Origin of the sequence: Vibrio sp. Isolate34 (assembly GCF_022397915.1) — a bacterium.
Classification (GTDB): Bacteria; Pseudomonadota; Gammaproteobacteria; order Enterobacterales; family Vibrionaceae; genus Vibrio.
Genome location: NZ_JAKEUO010000004.1, coordinates 15430 through 35535, shown reverse-complemented (window position 1 = coordinate 35535; position 20106 = coordinate 15430). Strand labels below are relative to the sequence as shown.

The window sequence follows — 20106 nt, the reverse complement described above, 5'->3', positions numbered from 1 at the left end:
TCACAAAAACGCGATTAGAGGTCGGCTTTTTTGTTACGTGAATACTGACGGTTATCTTTGTTGTTTGCCATGCTTTCAATGATGCGATGGTAGTTGTCGAAACGCAGTCGACTGATCTTTCCGTTTTCTACCGCTTCGCGCAAGATGCAGCCTGGGTCATCAATGTGTTTACAGTCACGGAACTTACAACCGCCAAGGTAAGGCTTGAACTCGATAAAGGCTTCAGTGATTTCGTCGGCTTCTAGGTGCCATAGACCGAATTCACGTACTCCTGGTGAATCAATCAGATCACCACCAGAAGGGAAGTGGTACAAACGAGCTGCAGTCGTCGTGTGTTGGCCAAGACCTGAATTCTCAGAGACCTCACCTTCTTCAATGTCTAGCGTTGGCATTAACGCATTCACTAGGCTTGATTTACCTACACCAGACTGCCCGACAAAGATGTTGATGCGATCTTTAAGTTCAGCTTCCAGCTCTTTGATGCCGTAGCCAGATTCTTTACTCACGAACATCACTTTGTAGCCGATCTTCTCGTACTCTTTAAGTGTTTCACGGTATTCAGCAATCTGCTCATCAGTCAGTAGATCGACCTTGTTCAGTACAACAAGCGGCGCGATGTTCACCGTTTCTGAAGCAATTAAGTAACGGTCGATAATATTAAGTGATAGCTCTGGTAGCACAGCCGATACGATAACCATTTGGTCAACGTTAGCCGCAACCGGTTTTAGGCCGTCGTAGTAATCAGGGCGAGTCAGCATTGAAGTTCTTGGTTCAACGGCTTCTACAACGCCAGAAATACCAGCCATGGATTCTAAGCCTGCACGCCAAGTCACTCGGTCACCAGAAACCAAAGTCTCGATACTACGGCGTAAGTTACAACGATGAACTTCGTTTGTTTCAAGATCTTCGATATCAGCATGTTGGCCAAAGCGCGTAATCACGAGTCCGCTTTTGGTTCCGCCTAGCATGTTCTCATCCCATTGGATAGAATCTTCTTTCTTGAGTCGCTTGTTCTGGTTGCTACGTACTCGACGTACCTGACCTTTGGTTAACTTCTTTTTTTTAGCCACAATTTTTCACTTAACACATCTAACTTGATGATTGGGAACTCAAACCGGGTGTTGCTGGTGCCACGTGATTTCGATGGCCCTAAAGCTAGTTTGAGTATAGTTATTTGGGTATAGTACCTCTTTTACACTTAAACAAATAGGCGACGCCTTATGTCCTTTAGCGATCAGAACCTAATTTGGGTTGATCTAGAGATGACAGGACTTGATCCTGAAACTCATAAAATCATTGAAATTGCGACTATCGTTACCGATAGTGAGCTTAACATCCTTGCTGAAGGACCTGTTTTGGCTATTCACCAACCTCAGAGTGAATTAGACAAGATGGACGAGTGGTGCACAACGACTCACACCGGCAGTGGCCTAGTGAAACGAATCCAAGAAAGCACGGTTTCAGAGCAAGATGCTATCCAACAAACGATTGAGTTTCTTGAGAAGTGGGTACCAAAAGGTAAGTCTCCAATTTGTGGTAATAGCATTGGTCAAGATCGCCGCTTCCTATACAAGCACATGCCAGAATTGGAAGAGTACTTCCACTACCGTTATGTCGATGTAAGCACGCTAAAAGAGCTGACTCGTCGTTGGAAGCCTGAAGTGTTAGACGGTTTTTCAAAGTCAGGAAGTCACCTAGCATTGGATGATATTCGAGAGTCGATCGCCGAGCTGCAGTACTACCGAAAAACGATTATTAACATCTAGTCGGATAAAATGATCACGTTTATCTAACTTTTCAGGGACATAAGAGCTAATTTTTTTGCAAATCTGTGTGCTTTTACAGCAGTTGAGTAAAAAGTTTCGTAATTTTGCATTAAGGACTTGCATCACAAAAAAATGCTCTTATAATTCGCAGCCCTGAACGGCGAAAGACGTTTTCAGATTGCGATACTAGCTCAGTTGGTAGAGCGCAACCTTGCCAAGGTTGAGGTCATCGGTTCGAACCCGATGTATCGCTCCAATTTGTAGGTTATGGCGAAAGCGGTAATCGAAAGGTGAAAGACCTTTTATAATGCGATACTAGCTCAGTTGGTAGAGCGCAACCTTGCCAAGGTTGAGGTCATCGGTTCGAACCCGATGTATCGCTCCAGCTTTATATTTTTAGGAAGTAAATTCCTAGAGAGTCTCTTTTTAGAGACAAGATTCATCAACTTAAATGATGCATCCGGACGCGGGATGGAGCAGCTTGGTAGCTCGTCGGGCTCATAACCCGAAGGTCGTCGGTTCAAATCCGGCTCCCGCAACCACATTACAGTTAAACGCGCTAGCGGTTAACTTATGCGATACTAGCTCAGTTGGTAGAGCGCAACCTTGCCAAGGTTGAGGTCATCGGTTCGAACCCGATGTATCGCTCCAGCTTTATATTTTTAGGAAGTAAACTCCTAGAGAGTCTCTTTTTAGAGACAAGATTCATTGTCTTAAACGATAATGATGCGAAAAGAGAAACATCCGGACGCGGGATGGAGCAGCTTGGTAGCTCGTCGGGCTCATAACCCGAAGGTCGTCGGTTCAAATCCGGCTCCCGCAACCACATTACAGTTAAGCGCGACAGCGATTAACTTATGCGATACTAGCTCAGTTGGTAGAGCGCAACCTTGCCAAGGTTGAGGTCATCGGTTCGAACCCGATGTATCGCTCCAGCTTTATTCTTTTAGGAAGTAAATTCCTAGAAGGGTCTCCTAGAGACAAGACTCATTGACTTAAACAATGCATCCGGACGCGGGATGGAGCAGCTTGGTAGCTCGTCGGGCTCATAACCCGAAGGTCGTCGGTTCAAATCCGGCTCCCGCAACCACATTACAGTTAAGCGCTATCTATTGCCAAAAGCAGTAAGAGCTGCGATTAACTTATGCGACACTAGCTCAGCTGGTAGAGCGCAACCTTGCCAAGGTTGAGGTCACGAGTTCGAACCTCGTGTGTCGCTCCACTTTCTTTTCGAAGAGAGACAAGACTCATTGACTTAAACAATGCATCCGGACGCGGGATGGAGCAGCTTGGTAGCTCGTCGGGCTCATAACCCGAAGGTCGTCGGTTCAAATCCGGCTCCCGCAACCACATTACAGTTAAACGCGACAGCGATTAGCTTATGCGATACTAGCTCAGTTGGTAGAGCGCAACCTTGCCAAGGTTGAGGTCATCGGTTCGAACCCGATGTATCGCTCCAGCTTTATTCTTTTAGGTAGTAATTTCCTAGAAGGGTCTCTTAGAGACAAGCCTCATTGTCTTAAACAATGCATCCGGACGCGGGATGGAGCAGCTTGGTAGCTCGTCGGGCTCATAACCCGAAGGTCGTCGGTTCAAATCCGGCTCCCGCAACCACATTATAGTTAAACGCGACAGCGATTAGCTTATGCGATACTAGCTCAGTTGGTAGAGCGCAACCTTGCCAAGGTTGAGGTCATCGGTTCGAACCCGATGTATCGCTCCAGCTTTATTCTTTTAGGAAGTAAATTCCTTGAAGGGTCTCTTAGAGACAAGACTCATTGTCTTAAACAATGCATCCGGACGCGGGATGGAGCAGCTTGGTAGCTCGTCGGGCTCATAACCCGAAGGTCGTCGGTTCAAATCCGGCTCCCGCAACCATATTACAGTTAAACGCGATAGCGGTTAACTTATGCGATACTAGCTCAGTTGGTAGAGCGCAACCTTGCCAAGGTTGAGGTCATCGGTTCGAACCCGATGTATCGCTCCAGCTTTATTCTTTTAGGTAGTAAATTCCTAGAAGGGTCTCCTAGAGACAAGCCTCATTGTCTTAAACAATGCATCCGGACGCGGGATGGAGCAGCTTGGTAGCTCGTCGGGCTCATAACCCGAAGGTCGTCGGTTCAAATCCGGCTCCCGCAACCACATTACAGTTAAGCGCGACAGCGATTAACTTATGCGATACTAGCTCAGTTGGTAGAGCGCAACCTTGCCAAGGTTGAGGTCATCGGTTCGAACCCGATGTATCGCTCCAGCTTTCTTCTAAAAAAGCTAATAAGATACTTTAAACCACCGTGTTTTTCTTTAGATCACAGAGTTTAAAGGCGACCTTAAAGGTCACGCTCTTTCTTTAATGCTGCGAAGCATAATCCCCCAAAAAAGCAAATAATCCTCCATCATGGTGGATATTTTTTTGTCTTAAATTTTTCTTAGCAACTGGAATGCTAGTAAACATCAGGTCTCTGAAGCAGATACTTGAGGTTTTTCACATCTATAAACAGACTTATCCACAAAGTGTTCGATGTGGATAACTTGGTTGATAAAGTTATTTCAGGCTTAATTCTTTATATATCTCAAAAAGATCTTTCTTGTTTTCAATATATTAGCTGAATTGCAGTTTCGGTAACTTGCTGTTTTTTATAAGGTTAGCTGTGCATCTTTAATTTGATAAAAGATCGTTAACTTGTTGTTTTTTGATCTTAATCATTTATCAGCACTGTGTTTAACTTTGTGCGGGTGTCGGAATTTTACGAGAGATCTGAATTTTTTCCACATTGTTAAAATTGAGAACAAGGTCAAACATTGTTCTAAAATTATGTGCAACGGGTTGTCTTAAATATTGGACTGCTGATGTGGTGTAACGAGACAATCCTTGATACTTAAAGGGCTAGGCATCTCTTGGAAGGCCTTTCTCAACAATACGTATCAATCTGTGCTTTTTCGTGGCGATTTTGCTGCTGCCTTCTTGCACGCTATTTGAGTTGGGTAACTGCTGTAGTTGTTTTTGCAAAGCCCACTCAATGTGCACATCCAATAAATCACTTTCCCCTCGATGAGACTCAAGCGTTTCAACAATACGTTGTTGGAATGGTGCATTGCCCATCGCGACAAAAATATTGCGTAGCCATTGGGTGTGACCAATGCGCCTTATTGCTGAACCTTCCATTTTCTTCAGAAAGGTTGCTTCGTCCCAACTTGCAAGGGAGACAAGATTAGCTTCTTGGAAATCTTCTCTGCGGTGAAAGTCAGTTTGTTCTGTGATATCAGCTTCACGATTCCACGGGCAAACTAATTGGCAATCATCGCAACCGTAAATACGGTTTCCTATCGCGTCTCTAAATTCTTCAGGGATCACGCCATCATATTCGATGGTTAAGTACGAGATACATTTGCGCGCATCCACAACGCCATCAGCAATAATGGCCCCAGTAGGACAAGAAGTGATACATGCGGTGCATTTACCACACTGGTCAACGCTAGGCTGATCGACAGGAAGAGGGATGTTAACCAGTAGCTCTCCTAAGAAGAACCAAGACCCAGCGTCTTTATCGAGAATGAGTGAGTGTTTACCTGTCCAACCAAGTCCTGCTTTTTGAGCAAGTGGTCTTTCCAAAATAGGCGCTGAATCCACGAAAGGGCGTGAGTCTAAACCTTCGATCTCTTTCTCTATTCTTTGTCCCAGCTTTTTCAACTGGTTACGGAACAATTTGTGATAATCGCGGCCTAAAGAGTAACGGCTGATATAGCCTTGAGTGGTATCGCTTAGGTTAGAGGCAAATTGAGCTTCTGGTGGTAGGTAGTTCATTCGGGCGCTGATCACTCGAATTGTTCCTGGGTGAAGCTCATCAGGGCGTGCTCGCATCATTCCATGTCGAGCCATCCAATCCATTTCGCCGTGATTACCTGCATCTAGCCATGCTTGGAGAGGAGCTTCGTGTTCTCTTAAATCAACATCGCAGATGCCAACTTTTTGAAAGCCTAATTCTTTTCCCCAAATTTTAATTTTTTCAGCAAGATGGTCTAGGTTCATGGCTTCATTCTTATAAAGATAAGGCTAATTAAAATTAGGTTCGGCAAAAATGGGGGCGGATCTTAACGGATCTTAGTGGTATTGACCAGAACAGACGTGTTTTGATCAGTATTTTTCATAGAACTTACACTTGAGTGCTTGTCTCCCAAAAGCATCACGGTTTACTATTCTTGTTCTTTTGATTTTTATATAGTCAACGATCGATTTTTAGAGAACGTATTCATGAGCACTAAACAATTTACTTTGAAAGATGAACAAGCAACGATTCAACTAGGAACGGAGCTTTCTAATCTTTGCTCACAGCAGACGACTATTTATCTGCATGGTGATCTTGGCGCAGGTAAAACGACGTTCAGTCGTGGCTTTGTAAAAGCACTTGGCCATCAAGGAAATGTAAAGAGCCCAACGTATACTCTAGTTGAACCTTATCAACTTGCAGATTGGCAGGTGTATCACTTCGACTTATATCGCCTAGCCGATCCTGAAGAGCTCGAGTTTATGGGGATTCGTGATTACTTTACTCCTGACGCGATCTGTTTGGTTGAATGGCCTGAAAAAGGCTATGGAATGCTGCCAGAAGCGGATATGGATATTGATATTCGTTACCAAGACGATCACCGTATTGTTTCTTTAACCGCTAATAGTGAATACGGACAGCGCTTACTTAGTCAGTTGGAGTTATGTTGATTTCTAAACGCCTTTTTTCAACAGTAGCCATGATGGCTGCTGTTTTCTCTTTATTGTTTTCATCACTTGTTTCTGCGAATTCACTGAAAGGTTTGAGGGTTTGGCCTTCACCTGAAGAAACTCGTGTGGTTATCGATCTCAAATCAGAAGTCGACTTTAGCTATTTCACCCTGAGTAGCCCGAGTCGCTTAGTCGTCGATCTAAAAAATACAGAGTTAGCAACCAAGCTACCTGTCGTGGTGAAAGATAGCCCTGTGTTATCGAAAGTTCGTAAGAGCTCTCCACCACAGAAAGGGACGTATCGCTTAGTTTTTGAATTAAAGAAATCTTCTAATGCTGAGCTCTTTAAACTGAGCCCGACGCCGGGTGGTCAATATGGTCACCGCTTGGTTATCGATCTCCCTCACGGTGCGAAAAGTAAAAGCAAACCAGCTACAACGCCGAGTAAGCCGACTGTAAGCAAGGACATTAATCAGGTGAAACGTCAGAAAGACATTCTGATCGTGATTGACCCTGGTCACGGTGGCGAAGACCCAGGCTCAATCGGCCCATCTCGTAAATATGAAAAGAATGCGACTCTCAGCATTTCGAAAAAGATCGCTGCTCAGTTGAACGCGATTCCGGGGATCAAAACTCGTATGACCCGCAATGCGGACTACTTTGTAAACCTGAATCGACGTGTTGCGATTGCTCGTGAGAATGAAGCTCACTTGTTGATCTCTATTCACGCCGATGCCTTTACGACGCCTCAACCAAGAGGTGGTTCGGTGTTTGTGTTGAACACTCGACGTGCCAATACTGAGATTTCACGTTGGATTGAGAATAGAGAAAAACAATCAGAGCTGCTTGGTGGCAGCGGTGTGGCGTTCACAAGTAATATGCATGATAAAAACGTGAACCAAACCTTGTTGGATTTACAGTTCAGCCACTCGCAAAAAGAAGGTTATAAGTTGGCAACGGCTATTCTGTCTGAAATGGGCAAGGTGTCTAAGCTACACAACAGCAAACCGATCAACACCAGTTTGGCAGTATTGCGTTCACCACAGATTCCATCGGTACTAGTCGAAACTGGCTTTATTTCGAACCCGACGGAAGAGAAGCTGCTTTTCCAACGTTCGCACCAAGACAAGCTTGCGCGTGCTGTAACCAAAGCCGTGGTGAAGTATTTGAAAGCCAACCCGCCTGAAGGGATTATCTTGTCGAATGCAACATCATCAACGGGTAGTGTGAGCCAGCATAAAGTGTCTCGTGGCGAATCTTTATCGGTGATCGCGAGCAAATATGGCACGTCAACACAGGCCTTGATGAAACTGAACAACCTGAAATCAAGCAGCCTAGCGATCGGTCAAGTGTTGAAGATTCCGGGCAACGCTTCAAGCTCATCATCAAGCAGTGCTGTTAAAACTAAGACCATCACTCACACGGTTAAGTCTGGAGAATACCTAGGTAAGATAGCCAGCCGCTACAAAGTATCGGTAGCAGATATTAAACGTGAGAACCGCTTGAAATCAGAGACGGTGAGAGTAGGCCAAAAGTTACGTATTACGGTTGAAGTGAAGGATGTCCCTCTGCGCAAACATAAAGTCGCAAGAGGCGATTACCTTGGCAAAATTGCGTCGAAATATGGCGTGAGCGTTAACAGTATTCGCCAAGCGAACAAGCTACGCTCTGATGAACTGGCGATAGGCCAAGTTCTGATTATTCCGCATAAATAATTTTGGCAACAACTCAGTGACTTTAAGCGTGAGAATACTAACTTAGAAGTGCGAACATAAACGTAAAAGCGTTTTCATCGATGGCAGTAAGGTAGCAATTAATATGACGATCAAAATACTGCCAGCTCGCTTAGCGAACCAAATCGCAGCGGGTGAAGTGGTAGAAAGGCCAGCCTCTGTTGTAAAAGAGCTGGTTGAGAACAGTTTGGATTCTGGTGCGACACGTATCGATATTGATATCGAGAAAGGCGGCGCCAAGATGATCCGCGTTCGTGACAACGGTAAAGGTATCGTTAAAGATGAGCTTGCGTTGGCACTGAGTCGTCATGCTACCTCCAAAATCCACACTCTTGATGACCTAGAGGCGATCATCAGCCTTGGCTTCCGTGGTGAAGCGTTAGCGAGTATCAGCTCTGTTGCGCGCTTAACCATGACTTCACGCCCTGCGACTCAAGATCAAGCGTGGGCTGCACACAGTGAAGGCCGAGATATGCAGGTGAAGCTGCAGCCTGCGGCACATCCCATTGGTACCTCTGTTGAGGTGTTGGACTTGTTCTTCAACACGCCTGCTCGTCGCAAGTTCTTACGCACAGAGAAAACCGAATTTACTCATATTGATGAACTGTTGAAACGCATCGCATTGAGCCGTTTTGATGTGACGATCAATCTTCGTCATAACGGTAAAATGATTCGTCAGTATCGTGCGGCAAAAACCGATGTTCAGGCTGAGAAGCGCATCGCTGCAGTGTGTGGTAATGCGTTTGTTCGTCACATGCTTAAGATTGAGCTTGAACACCAAGGGTTAAAGCTTCATGGGTGGATCACCACACCTGAAGGGGCTAGGCAGCAAAGCGATCTGCAATACTGTTATGTGAATGGCCGTATGATGCGTGACAAACTGATCAATCACGCGATTCGTCAAAGTTACGAGACCAGTCTGCGTCCAGACCAATTCGCAACGTACGTGTTGTTTATTGAGTTGGACCCACATCAAGTCGATGTGAATGTTCATCCTGCAAAACATGAAGTTCGTTTCCATCAAGCGCGCCTTGTGCATGACTTTATTTACCAAGCATTGAGTGATGGCTTAGCACAGAGCAAGCAGATTGATGCTGCACCTATTAATCAATCCGCTTTCCATCAGTCAGAAGGCACTCACTATCAACAAGGTAGTTCTGTGCCTGAAGCGGAAGAGACGACGAGTTTTAGCGCTCAAGAAAGCAATGTCCCAGCTCATTCGGAACAATCTCAGGTTTCTGAAAGAGTGCGACATGCGATTGAGCAAACACCAGCCTACCCAAGAAAAGCCGAATCTGAGCAGGCTCATGATAAGCCTCAACACAGCGTTAATGATGGCGGGCGACACTATGCTCCATCAGCTAGCCCAAGCTCATCAACCAGTCCAAGTTCATCAGCTGGCCGAAGCTCGTCTGCTAGTGAAAACAGTTTTACCGGCTCTCCTCGCCAAGAGTGGATAGAGTCTCGACCTGCACCGAAGAAAGAAAAAGAACCACACCAACATCATGCTGAGCCAGCACCTTCAAAGCGCGAAGTTAAAGCCTATAAAGAGCTTTTAAAAACGCCAGACTTTGATGAGCACACTGTGGAGCTCACCCCTCCTCAAGAACAGTTGGTGCAAACAACGCCTGCAGAAGCAGAGACTGTTCAACAGAAACCAGTTAGCTCCAAGCCAAGAGCACCAGTGACGGATTTAGGGAAAGCAGTCTCGATTGTTGAGCGTCAGTATCTCCTGATGGGCAACAAGAATGGCTGTGTTTTGGTTTCCTTAGCCAAGGCGGAGTTATTGCGTGTTGTTGGTCAGCTTGATACTCGAGGCGGCGCGTTAAAAAGCCAACCGTTATTGGTTCCGTTATCCATCAAGCTTGGTAGCGAGCTGGTTGAGGTGGCGAAGGCGCTGAGTCCAACATTGGCATTGCTGGGGATTGAGCTTAAAGCTCGAAACAGTGAAGCTGTGATGGTGATGGGGGTGCCATCTCCTTTGAGGCAGCAAAACTTACAAATTCTGATCCCAGATCTGTTATCGTACGCGGCTTCAATAAATGCTCAGAGCACAGTGAAGCAGTCTAACGACCTGTTGCCATCCTTGGTTAACTGGATCGGGATTCAAACCGCACAAGTAAAAAGCGACTACACTTTATCTGAAGCGGTTCAATTAGTTGGGGAACTTGAACAACTTTGGCATGGTCTACTTCCATTAGATGATCCAGAGTTTGTTAATCCTATCGACTTTTCAGCGACAATTGCGGCATTTATGGCTTAGTTTGTAGGTGAATTTTCACCGCTGAGTTTTAGATAAATTAAGCTTATTTACGGCTTAGGCTGTTTATGATTTAACTTTTGGCGATGACATCCCTTTTTAGCGGAATGTATCGCGATATAAAGCCCTTTGCTAAAAAGCGCTATAACAGAGAAACAAATACTAAATATCATGACTGAAAAATTACCTTTAGCGTTGTTTTTAATGGGCCCAACGGCCTCAGGAAAAACAGATTTAGCTATCCGCTTACGTCAGAAATACCCAGTAGAGATCATCAGTGTCGACTCGGCATTGATCTACAAAGACATGGATATCGGCACCGCTAAACCGGATGCGGAAGAGCTTGCGCTCGCGCCTCATCGCTTGATTGATATTCTTGATCCAAGCGAAGCGTACTCTGCGGCAGATTTTCGTCGTGATGCGATCAATGAAATGAATGCAATTGTAGCGGAAGGCAAAATTCCGCTGCTTGTTGGCGGAACAATGCTTTACTACAAGGCATTGTTGGAAGGTTTATCGCCATTACCCGCAGCGGATCAAGAGATTCGTAAGCAGATTGAAGCAGAATCTATCGAGCAAGGTTGGCAGGCTCTGCATGATCAATTAAGAGAGATAGATCCCGTATCCGCTGAAAGAATACACCCAAATGATCCACAAAGGCTTTCAAGGGCATTGGAAGTTTATCGAATTTCGGGTAAAACATTAACTGAGCTAACTCAAACGAAAGGCGATAGCCTGCCATTTCGTGTAAAACAATTTGCTATAGCTCCCAAGGAAAGGACTGAACTCCATCGCCGCATTGAGCTGCGTTTCGAGAAGATGATTGAAGCGGGCTTTGAAGAGGAAATGAAGGCGTTGTACGCCAGAGAAGATCTTCATCCTGAGCTACCATCGATCCGATGCGTTGGTTATAGGCAGATGTGGGATTATTTAGACGGTAATTGTGATTTAGACGAAGCGGTTTTCCGTGGTGTCTGTGCAACCCGTCAGTTGGCCAAGCGACAGATCACCTGGTTGCGCAGCTGGGATGATTTAACTTGGTTAGATAGCGAAAACATTGAACAAGCGTTAGAAACTCTTTCAGATGCAATAGCATCTGATTAGTATTGCTGTGTATAATGTGATCGCTTTTGCGTGAATATACTCTGGAAAGGATCCGTTATTGAGGCTTTTAAAAAATCACAGCCTTTCAATAACAACGGAGTTTTTTTATTCATTTAGCTCAGATGCAAAGGCCGCACCTTTTTGTGCACCACTAGCTAAATAATTACAACAAAATACAAATAAGGAAAATAAAATGGCTAAGGGGCAATCGCTACAAGACCCATTCCTAAATGCACTCCGTCGTGAGCGCATTCCAGTCTCTATCTATCTTGTTAACGGCATTAAGCTGCAAGGTCAGATCGAGTCTTTCGATCAATTCGTGATCTTATTGAAGAACACTGTAAACCAAATGGTTTACAAGCATGCTATTTCTACTGTGGTACCTGCACGTGCAGTAAGTCACCACAGCGGCGAGCAACGCACGTCATCTGATCGCCCAGAGAAGACTGAAGATTAATCGTTCAATTGATACAGCTTGCGCTGTAATAAGGAGTTGGTTGCTTGTTTGACCGTTATGAATCCGGCGAGCGAGCCGTACTTGTTCATATCAACTTCACGCAAGAGGGAGAATGGGAAGACCTGAGCGAATGTGAAATGCTGGTCTCCTCTGCGGGGGTAGAAACGCTACAAGTGATTACTGGTAGCCGACAATCCCCACTCCCTAAATACTACGTTGGAGAAGGTAAAGCTCTAGAAATCGCACAAGCTGTTCAGCTAACCGGTGCTGAAATTGTGATTTTTAACCACTCCCTCTCTCCTGCCCAAGAGCGAAACCTCGAGCAATTGTGTAAATGTCGTGTGATTGATCGCACGGGTTTGATCTTAGATATCTTTGCACAACGTGCACGAACTCACGAAGGTAAGCTACAAGTTGAGCTCGCTCAGCTTCGTCATATCTCTACTCGACTGATTCGTGGTTGGACTCACCTTGAAAGGCAGAAAGGTGGTATTGGCCTTCGTGGTCCAGGTGAAACTCAACTGGAAACCGATCGACGTTTGTTGCGTGACCGTATAAAGGCAATATTGCGTCGTTTAGCGAAAGTAGCTAAACAGCGTGAACAAGGACGACGCGCTCGTAATCGAGCTGAAATCCCAACGATTTCTTTGGTTGGTTATACCAACGCAGGGAAATCAACACTTTTCAATCGAATCACTAGTGCAGGTGTTTATGCTGCAGACCAACTGTTTGCAACCCTAGATCCAACACTACGTAAGATTGATTTGGCAGATGTCGGGCCTGCAATTCTCGCAGATACCGTAGGTTTTATCCGTCATCTACCACACGACTTGGTCGCTGCGTTCAAGGCTACGTTACAAGAGACGCAGGAAGCTGACATTTTGTTACATGTTGTTGATGCCAGTGATGACCGCTTTCGTGAGAACATTCAGGCGGTTCATGAAGTATTAGAAGAAATCGATGCTCATGAAGTGCCAACCCTTGTAGTCATGAACAAGATTGACTGCATGGAAGACCAAAAACCTCGAATTGAAAGAGACGAAGAGGGCGCACCTCGCGCTGTTTGGGTTTCTGCAATGGAAGGAGAAGGTATTGAACTGCTGTTTGAAGCTTTAACTGAGCGTTTAGCTAGCCAGATGGTTCAATTCCGGTTGTGTATTCCACATCAACATCAGGGCCGTATTCGCAGCTTATTCTTCGAGATGAAATGTATTCAACAGGAAGAGTATGATGAAAATGGTAACTTGTTGATAGATATCCGAATGCAACAAATAGATTGGTCTAAACTTGAAAAAAGAGAAGGGGCGCTCTTAGGTGACTTTATCGTTACCAAAGAGACTGCTACAGTATAACGTCATATCAAATGATGGAGCTTTCTAATGGCGTGGAATGAGCCTGGAAATAACAATAACGGCGATAATAACGGCCGCGATAATGACCCTTGGGGTAATAAAAATAATCGCGGTGGCCGAGATCAAGGACCGCCAGATCTAGACGAAGTTTTTAGCAAACTAAGTCAAAAGTTAGGTGGCAAGTTTGGTAAAAAGGGTGGCAACGGCAACGGACCATCTATCGGTGGTGGCGGTGCAATTGGCTTTGGTGTCATTGCCGTTATCGCGATTGCTATCTGGTTCTTCGCGGGTTTCTACACCGTTGGCGAAGCAGAAAGAGCAGTAGTACTTCGACTGGGTCAGTTCGACCGTATCGAAGAACCTGGTCTTAACTGGCACCCACGCTTCATCGATGAAATCAAAGATGAGCAGCTAGTAAACGTTCAAGCGATTCGTTCTCTACGCGCGTCAGGCACCATGCTGACTAAAGACGAAAACGTTGTGACCGTTGAAATGGGTGTTCAATACCGTGTTTCTGACCCATACAAGTACTTGTATCGTGTTACGAATGCGGACGACAGCTTACGCCAAGCGACAGATTCTGCGCTTCGTGCAGTAATTGGTGACTCACTAATGGATAGTATCCTAACCAGCGGTCGTCAACAGATTCGTCAAAGCACTCAAGAAACACTAAACCGTATTATCGATAGCTACGATATGGGTATTCTTATTGTTGACGTGAACTTCCAGTCAGCACGTCCACCTGAGCAAGTTAAAGATGCATTTGATGATGCAATCGCGGCTCGTGAGGATGAAGAGCGTTTCGAACGTGAAGCTGAAGCATACCGAAATGACATTCTTCCAAAAGCAACAGGTCGTGCTGAGCGTTTGAAGAAAGAAGCGGTGGGTTACTCAGAGCGCACAGTTAATGGTGCTTTAGGTCAAGTAGCTCAGTTTGAGAAACTGCTACCTGAATACCAAGCAGCGCCTGAAGTAACACGTAACCGTATGTATCTAGATACAATGGAAAAAGTGTACTCAAGCACATCTAAAGTCCTGATTGATTCTGAATCAAGCGGTAACTTGCTATACCTACCAATTGATAAGCTAGGCGCACAAGGTGGTTCTCAGTCGGGCACTCGCCCTGCAAAAGCACCATCAACTTACGATCAAATTGAGTTAGAAACTCAAGCGGATCCAAAGTCTAGCACTCAAACTCGTTCAGACAGTTCACGCCAAGGGAGATACTAATAATGCGTAAATTAATGATCCCTGTATTAGTTGTGACGATTGCTCTTCTATTGATGTCACTGTTTGTGATTCAAGAAGGCGAGCGTGGCATGGTAATTCGTTTTGGTCGAGTTCTTGATGACAACGGCGTATCACGAATCTATGAACCAGGTCTGCACTTTAAACTGCCAATGTTTGATCGCGTAAAAGTACTTGATGCTCGCATTCAAACGATGGATGGTCGTTCTGACCGTTTCGTAACATCAGAGAAAAAAGACGTTCTAATTGATACCTACGCGAAATGGCGTATTGCTGATTTTGGACGTTTTTATCTGAGTACTGGCGGCGGCAACATCATGACGGCAGAAGCACTTCTTGAGCGTAAAGTGACAGATGTTCTTCGTTCTGAGATTGGTTCTCGTGAAATTAAGCAGATCGTATCAGGCCCTCGTAATAAGGACATCCTGCCAGACTCTGCTGATAGCGAAGTTGTGACAACGGTAGCGGCTGCAGAAGCACTAGAAGTTGATGGCGAACGCGATAAAATCATGGAAAACGTTTTATCTGGAACGTCAGAAAGTGCGATGGCTGATTTAGGTGTTGAAGTTGTTGATTTCCGAATGAAGAAGATTAACCTTCCTGACGAAATCAGTGAATCTATCTACCGCCGTATGCGTGCAGAACGTGAATCGGTTGCTCGTAGACACCGTTCTCAAGGTCGTGAGAAAGCAGAAGTTATCCGCGCTCAAGCTGAGCTAGAAGTCGCGACTGTTCTTGCTGAAGCTGACCGTACTGCTCGAGTGACTCGTGGTGATGCTGACGCAGAAGCTGCGAAGATCTACTCTGATGCTTTCAACAAAGATCCTGAGTTCTTTGGCTTCATGCGTTCACTGCAAGCTTATGAGACATCATTTAGCGACAAGAGCGACATTCTAGTACTGGATCCGAAGACAGACTTCTTCCAATACATGAATCAAGCAAGCGGTGCTCAAGCAAAATAAGCTGATTCGTTCGTTGAAAAGCGAATGCTAAGTTCAAGTAGCGAAATACACTAAAATTAAAAAGGCTCCCATTATGGGAGCCTTTTTGTTTTCTGATAGCTGATAATTCACTGTTTTGGAATCTCAGGGGAGCCGCTCAACAGGGTTGTACTTTGAGAAAGCCTAACGATAAGTCATGAATGCGATAACCGCTCCCGCAACAACAAGGCAGCCTCCGATACGGCGCAGTTGAGTGTCTGGCTGCTCACTGAGTTGAGCGACCATGTTTCTCCAACCATTGGGCGCAATTAAGGGACCAAGCCCTTCGACGATAAGAACAAGCCCAATAGCGAGCCAAATTGATTGAGACATGCTTCTGCCTTTTGTCTATAAAAACACAATGATATCAGTATCTTTACATATCTTCGTTCGAATATCGCTGGTTTATTTTTGTACAGCGTTAACGTTTATGAACAAAAAGTGACTGCAAGAAGTGTGATTCAGTGCTAGAATCCATTTTTAATTAGCAACAGAAATTGGAAAGATGGGAAATAACGTAGTCGTTCTAGGCACCCAATGGGGTGATGAAGGTAAAGGTAAAATCGTTGACCTTTTAACTGAAGATGCAAAATACGTGGTTCGCTACCAAGGCGGTCACAATGCAGGTCACACACTTGTAATTGACGGTGAAAAAACCGTTCTTCACTTAATTCCATCAGGCATCCTACGTAATAACGTTAAATGTGTTATTGGTAACGGTGTAGTATTATCGCCTGACGCACTTCTTAAAGAAATGAAGCCTCTTGAAGATCGCGGTATTCCAGTACGTGAACGTCTTTTCATCTCTGAAGCTTGTCCTCTAATTCTTCCGTACCACATTGCTATCGACAACGCGCGTGAAATCGCTCGTGGCGCTAAAGCTATCGGTACAACGGGTCGTGGTATCGGTCCAGCTTACGAAGATAAAGTTGCTCGTCGCGGTCTACGCGTTGGCGACCTTTTCGATAAAGAAGCATTCGCTGAGAAGCTAAAAGAAGTTATGGAATTCCACAACTTCCAACTAGAGCACTTCTACAAAGCTGAAACAGTAAGCTACGAAGAAGTTCTTGAGCAAGCGATGAGCTACGCAGACATGTTAACTGCGATGGTTATCGACGTTACTGACGAACTAGACGCAGCACGCAAGCGCGGCGACAAGATCATGTTCGAAGGTGCTCAAGGTACGCTACTAGATATCGACCACGGTACTTACCCATACGTAACGTCTTCTAACACGACTGCTGGTGGTGTTGCTGCAGGTTCTGGTTTCGGTCCTCGTCACATCGGTTACATCCTTGGTATTACTAAGGCTTACTGTACTCGTGTTGGTTCAGGTCCATTCCCAACTGAGCTATACGATGGCCTTGAGAAGCAAGACCCAGTTGGTAAGCACCTAGGCGATGTTGGTCACGAGTTTGGCGCAACAACGGGTCGTCTACGTCGTACTGGTTGGTTCGATGCTGTTGCTATGCGTCGTGCAATCCAAATCAACTCTCTATCTGGTATGTGTCTAACTAAACTAGACGTTTTAGATGGCCTAGAAGAACTGAAAATCTGTACTGGTTACAAGATGAAAGACGGTTCTATCCTAGAAGTTTCTCCAATGGCTGCAGAGTCATTCGAAGAAGCGACGCCAATCTACGAAACAATGCCTGGTTGGTCTGAAAACACATTTGGTGCTAAATCTATCGACGCGCTTCCACAAGCTGCTCTAGATTACATCAAGCGTATCGAAGACCTAACTGGCGTTCCAATTGATATCGTATCAACTGGTCCAGATCGTAACGAAACTATCATCAAGGTTCACCCATACAGCGCGTAATGCCTGTTGAGTGATTACCAAAGCACATAAAGTGCTTTGATAATTGAAGTGCTCTGATAATGAAATAGTTTTCTAAAAGCCGACTTTATTAAGTCGGCTTTTTAATACCTGTAATTTAGTATCGAAACAGTAGATGATGATCTTTTGAACGCCATCTGGCAAAATATTGCCCATTAGCGGCAAGTTTTGTCTAAAGCCGTCAAGGTTATTGCCGATACAGATATCATGGAAAGTGAAGTTCACCCTGTTTTGGTGTGTGTAGGTATTGTCTATCGCCCTCAATAGATAACTTTAGCGACAGATAATAGAGTGCAGGTATGAAGCTACGAATTGTAGCAGCTTCATTGATAATGGCGCTGAGCTCACCCTTGAGTCATGCTAATTTGGCTGATGTGGGAGAGCCTGTTCCAATCTATACAGAAGCTGAACTGATAAAATTAATCGAAAATAATCAACACCTAGAGCGAGTGAAAGCTGATAAGTGCCAGTTAGTCGAAGATATCGTTGCTCGTGCAACGCGTATTAGCTTGCCTTCTTATGAGTTTTTATACGGTGATATGCTGGCTTGGGGCGTGTGTGTTCCACAAGATGTAGAGCTTGGTCTTTACTATATGGAAAACGCAGCACATCAAGGTTTACCAGCAGCGCTTGAGCAGTTAGGACGTTATTATTCTCGTGGCACCTTGGTGCAACAAGATAAAGAGCGTGCGATTCCGTACCTACGTGAAGCGGCTTCGATGGGGAGTCTAAGTGCGAGCATTCACTTAGCTGAACTGCTGTTACGCGATTATGGCAGCCCGCTGGATTACGAAGATGCTTATCGTTGGTTATATAACTCGGTAACCGCAGACCAAAGACAGCACAAGCGTATTACTGTGCTTAGAAGTGGCCTAGAACAAAGAATGCCAGACAATATTATTGCTCGAGCGAAACGTAGAGACGTGTTCTGGTAATATGATCAATAAATCTGTAACGATCCCTGCACTCATTGTTACAGGTTACAAGATATAAAAAGCCCCGCCTAACTGAATTAGTGCGGGGCTTTTTACGTTTAGATGGTCATGTTATTCGATAGCGAACTTATTGAACTACTTCACCAGATTCGATAACGGTTTCACGAACTACCTTAGTGAAATCGAGCGCTTCTTGACGAATCTTATCTTCATCGACGGTTAGCATGTCGCGATCTTGCATGATGATCTTGCCATCAACGATTGTGTGACGGACGTTACCTGAGTTCGCTGAATACACTAACGCTGAATATGGGTTGTACACTGGCACCATGTTCGGAGCTTTAGTATCGATCACTATGATGTCCGCTAGCTTACCTGTTTCAAGAGAACCGATCTTATCTTCCATGTGTAAGGCTTTTGCTGCGCCCATGGTTGCCATGTCGATCACTTTGATCGGCGGCATTGCTGCACGATCTTTGTTTACTAGCTTGTGAACCTTAGCCACTTGGTTGAACTCATCAATCGTGCTTAGAGTGTTACCCGACATTGGGCCATCAGTACCTAAACCGATACGCACGTTCTCGTCATACATCTTAAGTGCTGGCGATACACCTTTTGCCGATTTGATGTTGGCACTCATGTTATGAGCCACACCCATATCCGATTTCTTCACAAGTTCGATGTCATGGTCATCAACAAGGATCATGTGTGCACCAACTAAGTTTTTGTTTAGCGCACCGATGCTGTCCATGTACTGGACTGGAGATAAACCATCTGAGCGTTCAGCGATTTTCTCTTCTTCACGGTGTGATTCAGCAAGGTGAATCATTACTGGCACATCAAGATCTAGTGACAGTTTAGAAATCTTCTGCAGAATCTCTGTGGTGTTGGTGTACGGTGCGTGTGGTGCAAACGCTGGTGTGATACGTGGGTGATCTTTGTATTCTTCAATGAAGTTCAACGCGTATTTGATGCCTTCTTCCGCATTGGCAGCATCGGCAACGGGGAACTTAATTACGGTTTCACCAAGAATGGCACGCATACCGATCTTATCGACGGTTTTTGCCACTTCATCCTCGAAGTAATACATATCGGCGTAAGTGGTCACGCCGCCTTTTACCATTTCAACGTTACCTAGGTTGGCACCAATACGCACCATATCGCGCGATACTAGTTTCTTCTCTAGTGGGAAGATGTAGCGGTGTAAGCGGTCTGGCACATCATCGGCCAGCGAACGGAAAACCGTCATCGATACATGAGTATGAGTATTGATAAGGCCGGGCATCACGATATCGCCATCAACGTCTAACACTTGCTTCGCTTGATACTGTTTTTCTAATGAAGCATCACCAACGGCAATGATTTTGTTGTCTTTGACGACAACCGTTCCGCTCTCATAAACCGTTTTGTCTTGATTCATGGTCAGAACCATCGCATCGGTAATCATTAGATCGGCTTTTTCCATCGCTGAACTTGCAAATGGAAATAGAGCGAGGCTTGCCATTGCTGAAGCTAGTAGGGTGCGTTTTAATTTCATATCAATACTCAGAACAGGAGTTGGTAAAGTGTGTGGATAATAGTGTATTTCATTCATGGCGCAAACGTTTGTTTTATCGTTTGCTCGAAATTTTGATGATAGTCCACGTCTATGAAGCGATGTTTCACAAAGTGAAGATATGTATCAATCTGAGGTTATTTGAGTGTTTTCTAAAGCATA

General features: G+C 45.0%; 15 protein-coding genes and 16 tRNA genes. 27 read left to right on the top strand and 4 right to left on the bottom strand.

The window, feature by feature from the left end:
- Positions 1-14: 14 nt before the first annotated feature.
- Positions 15-1070 carry a small ribosomal subunit biogenesis GTPase RsgA gene (gene rsgA, locus L1D22_RS06025; RefSeq protein WP_239829052.1) on the bottom strand — a complete coding sequence of 352 codons (1056 nt, stop codon included), beginning with the start codon at positions 1068-1070 and terminating at the stop codon, positions 15-17.
- A 150-nt stretch (positions 1071-1220) separates the two neighbouring features.
- Between rsgA and orn the strand changes: the two genes are divergently transcribed.
- The 17 genes from orn to L1D22_RS05940 all read left to right on the top strand — a co-directional run bounded on the left by orn (position 1221) and on the right by L1D22_RS05940 (position 4017).
- On the top strand, positions 1221-1766 hold the full coding sequence (orn, locus tag L1D22_RS06020; protein WP_010434065.1) for an oligoribonuclease: 546 nt from the start codon (positions 1221-1223) through the stop codon (positions 1764-1766).
- 180 nt (positions 1767-1946) lie between these two features.
- Positions 1947-2022 (top strand) — tRNA-Gly (locus L1D22_RS06015).
- A 53-nt stretch (positions 2023-2075) separates the two neighbouring features.
- Positions 2076-2151, top strand: a tRNA-Gly gene (locus L1D22_RS06010).
- Between the two features lie 80 nt (positions 2152-2231).
- Positions 2232-2308: transfer RNA gene (locus L1D22_RS06005), tRNA-Met, on the top strand.
- A 33-nt stretch (positions 2309-2341) separates the two neighbouring features.
- Positions 2342-2417: transfer RNA gene (locus tag L1D22_RS06000), tRNA-Gly, on the top strand.
- 98 nt (positions 2418-2515) lie between these two features.
- Positions 2516-2592: transfer RNA gene (locus L1D22_RS05995), tRNA-Met, on the top strand.
- 33 nt (positions 2593-2625) lie between these two features.
- Positions 2626-2701, top strand: a tRNA-Gly gene (locus L1D22_RS05990).
- A gap of 78 nt (positions 2702-2779) precedes the next feature.
- A tRNA-Met gene (locus L1D22_RS05985) sits at positions 2780-2856 on the top strand.
- Between the two features lie 56 nt (positions 2857-2912).
- Positions 2913-2988: transfer RNA gene (locus tag L1D22_RS05980), tRNA-Gly, on the top strand.
- Between the two features lie 51 nt (positions 2989-3039).
- A tRNA-Met gene (locus L1D22_RS05975) sits at positions 3040-3116 on the top strand.
- A 33-nt stretch (positions 3117-3149) separates the two neighbouring features.
- Positions 3150-3225 (top strand) — tRNA-Gly (locus tag L1D22_RS05970).
- A gap of 78 nt (positions 3226-3303) precedes the next feature.
- A tRNA-Met gene (locus L1D22_RS05965) sits at positions 3304-3380 on the top strand.
- A 33-nt stretch (positions 3381-3413) separates the two neighbouring features.
- Positions 3414-3489, top strand: a tRNA-Gly gene (locus tag L1D22_RS05960).
- A gap of 78 nt (positions 3490-3567) precedes the next feature.
- Positions 3568-3644, top strand: a tRNA-Met gene (locus L1D22_RS05955).
- A 33-nt stretch (positions 3645-3677) separates the two neighbouring features.
- Positions 3678-3753, top strand: a tRNA-Gly gene (locus L1D22_RS05950).
- A 78-nt stretch (positions 3754-3831) separates the two neighbouring features.
- Positions 3832-3908: transfer RNA gene (locus L1D22_RS05945), tRNA-Met, on the top strand.
- Positions 3909-3941: 33 nt separating this feature from the next.
- Positions 3942-4017: transfer RNA gene (locus L1D22_RS05940), tRNA-Gly, on the top strand.
- 633 nt (positions 4018-4650) lie between these two features.
- On the opposite strand, the gene queG is transcribed toward L1D22_RS05940, so the two are convergent.
- Positions 4651-5793: a tRNA epoxyqueuosine(34) reductase QueG gene (gene queG / locus L1D22_RS05935; RefSeq protein WP_239829051.1), complete on the bottom strand. Its 1143-nt coding sequence runs from the start codon at positions 5791-5793 to the stop codon at positions 4651-4653.
- Positions 5794-6015: 222 nt separating this feature from the next.
- On the opposite strand from queG, the gene tsaE reads away from it, so the two are divergent.
- The 8 genes from tsaE (at position 6016) to hflC (ending at position 15596) form a co-directional block, all read left to right on the top strand.
- The gene (gene tsaE, locus L1D22_RS05930) at positions 6016-6480 is read left to right on the top strand and encodes a tRNA (adenosine(37)-N6)-threonylcarbamoyltransferase complex ATPase subunit type 1 TsaE (RefSeq protein WP_017632706.1); all 465 of its coding nucleotides are present in this window, start codon (positions 6016-6018) and stop codon (positions 6478-6480) included.
- Entirely contained in the window at positions 6474-8195 is a 1722-nt protein-coding gene (locus L1D22_RS05925; RefSeq protein WP_239829050.1) for an N-acetylmuramoyl-L-alanine amidase, read from the top strand. The genes tsaE and L1D22_RS05925 overlap by 7 nt, the downstream gene beginning before the upstream one ends.
- A 103-nt stretch (positions 8196-8298) precedes the next feature.
- Positions 8299-10476 (top strand): DNA mismatch repair endonuclease MutL, encoded by a 2178-nt coding sequence (mutL, locus tag L1D22_RS05920; RefSeq protein WP_239829049.1) that lies wholly within the window; start codon positions 8299-8301, stop codon positions 10474-10476.
- A 168-nt stretch (positions 10477-10644) separates the two neighbouring features.
- The gene (miaA, locus tag L1D22_RS05915) at positions 10645-11577 is read left to right on the top strand and encodes a tRNA (adenosine(37)-N6)-dimethylallyltransferase MiaA (protein WP_176680793.1); all 933 of its coding nucleotides are present in this window, start codon (positions 10645-10647) and stop codon (positions 11575-11577) included.
- 193 nt (positions 11578-11770) lie between these two features.
- Positions 11771-12034: an RNA chaperone Hfq gene (gene hfq / locus L1D22_RS05910; RefSeq protein WP_239829048.1), complete on the top strand. Its 264-nt coding sequence runs from the start codon at positions 11771-11773 to the stop codon at positions 12032-12034.
- 44 nt (positions 12035-12078) lie between these two features.
- Entirely contained in the window at positions 12079-13386 is a 1308-nt protein-coding gene (gene hflX / locus L1D22_RS05905; protein ID WP_017059928.1) for a ribosome rescue GTPase HflX, read from the top strand.
- A 27-nt stretch (positions 13387-13413) separates the two neighbouring features.
- Positions 13414-14616: an FtsH protease activity modulator HflK gene (gene hflK / locus L1D22_RS05900; protein WP_123924419.1), complete on the top strand. Its 1203-nt coding sequence runs from the start codon at positions 13414-13416 to the stop codon at positions 14614-14616.
- 2 nt (positions 14617-14618) lie between these two features.
- Positions 14619-15596, top strand: coding sequence for a protease modulator HflC (hflC, locus tag L1D22_RS05895; protein WP_239829047.1), 978 nt, complete (start codon positions 14619-14621; stop codon positions 15594-15596).
- A 162-nt stretch (positions 15597-15758) separates the two neighbouring features.
- Here hflC and L1D22_RS05890 read toward each other — a convergent pair whose 3' ends face one another.
- A complete protein-coding gene (locus L1D22_RS05890) occupies positions 15759-15947 on the bottom strand; it encodes a DUF2065 domain-containing protein (protein WP_010434105.1) in 189 nt (62 codons plus the stop codon).
- Between the two features lie 172 nt (positions 15948-16119).
- Here L1D22_RS05890 and L1D22_RS05885 point away from each other — a divergent pair, with 172 nt between their 5' ends.
- The gene (locus tag L1D22_RS05885; RefSeq protein ID WP_239829046.1) at positions 16120-17436 is read left to right on the top strand and encodes an adenylosuccinate synthase; all 1317 of its coding nucleotides are present in this window, start codon (positions 16120-16122) and stop codon (positions 17434-17436) included.
- Between the two features lie 317 nt (positions 17437-17753).
- Positions 17754-18389 (top strand): tetratricopeptide repeat protein, encoded by a 636-nt coding sequence (locus L1D22_RS05880; protein ID WP_239829045.1) that lies wholly within the window; start codon positions 17754-17756, stop codon positions 18387-18389.
- A gap of 127 nt (positions 18390-18516) precedes the next feature.
- Here L1D22_RS05880 and L1D22_RS05875 read toward each other — a convergent pair whose 3' ends face one another.
- Positions 18517-19926, bottom strand: coding sequence for an amidohydrolase (locus L1D22_RS05875; protein WP_239829044.1), 1410 nt, complete (start codon positions 19924-19926; stop codon positions 18517-18519).
- Positions 19927-20106 lie beyond the last annotated feature (180 nt).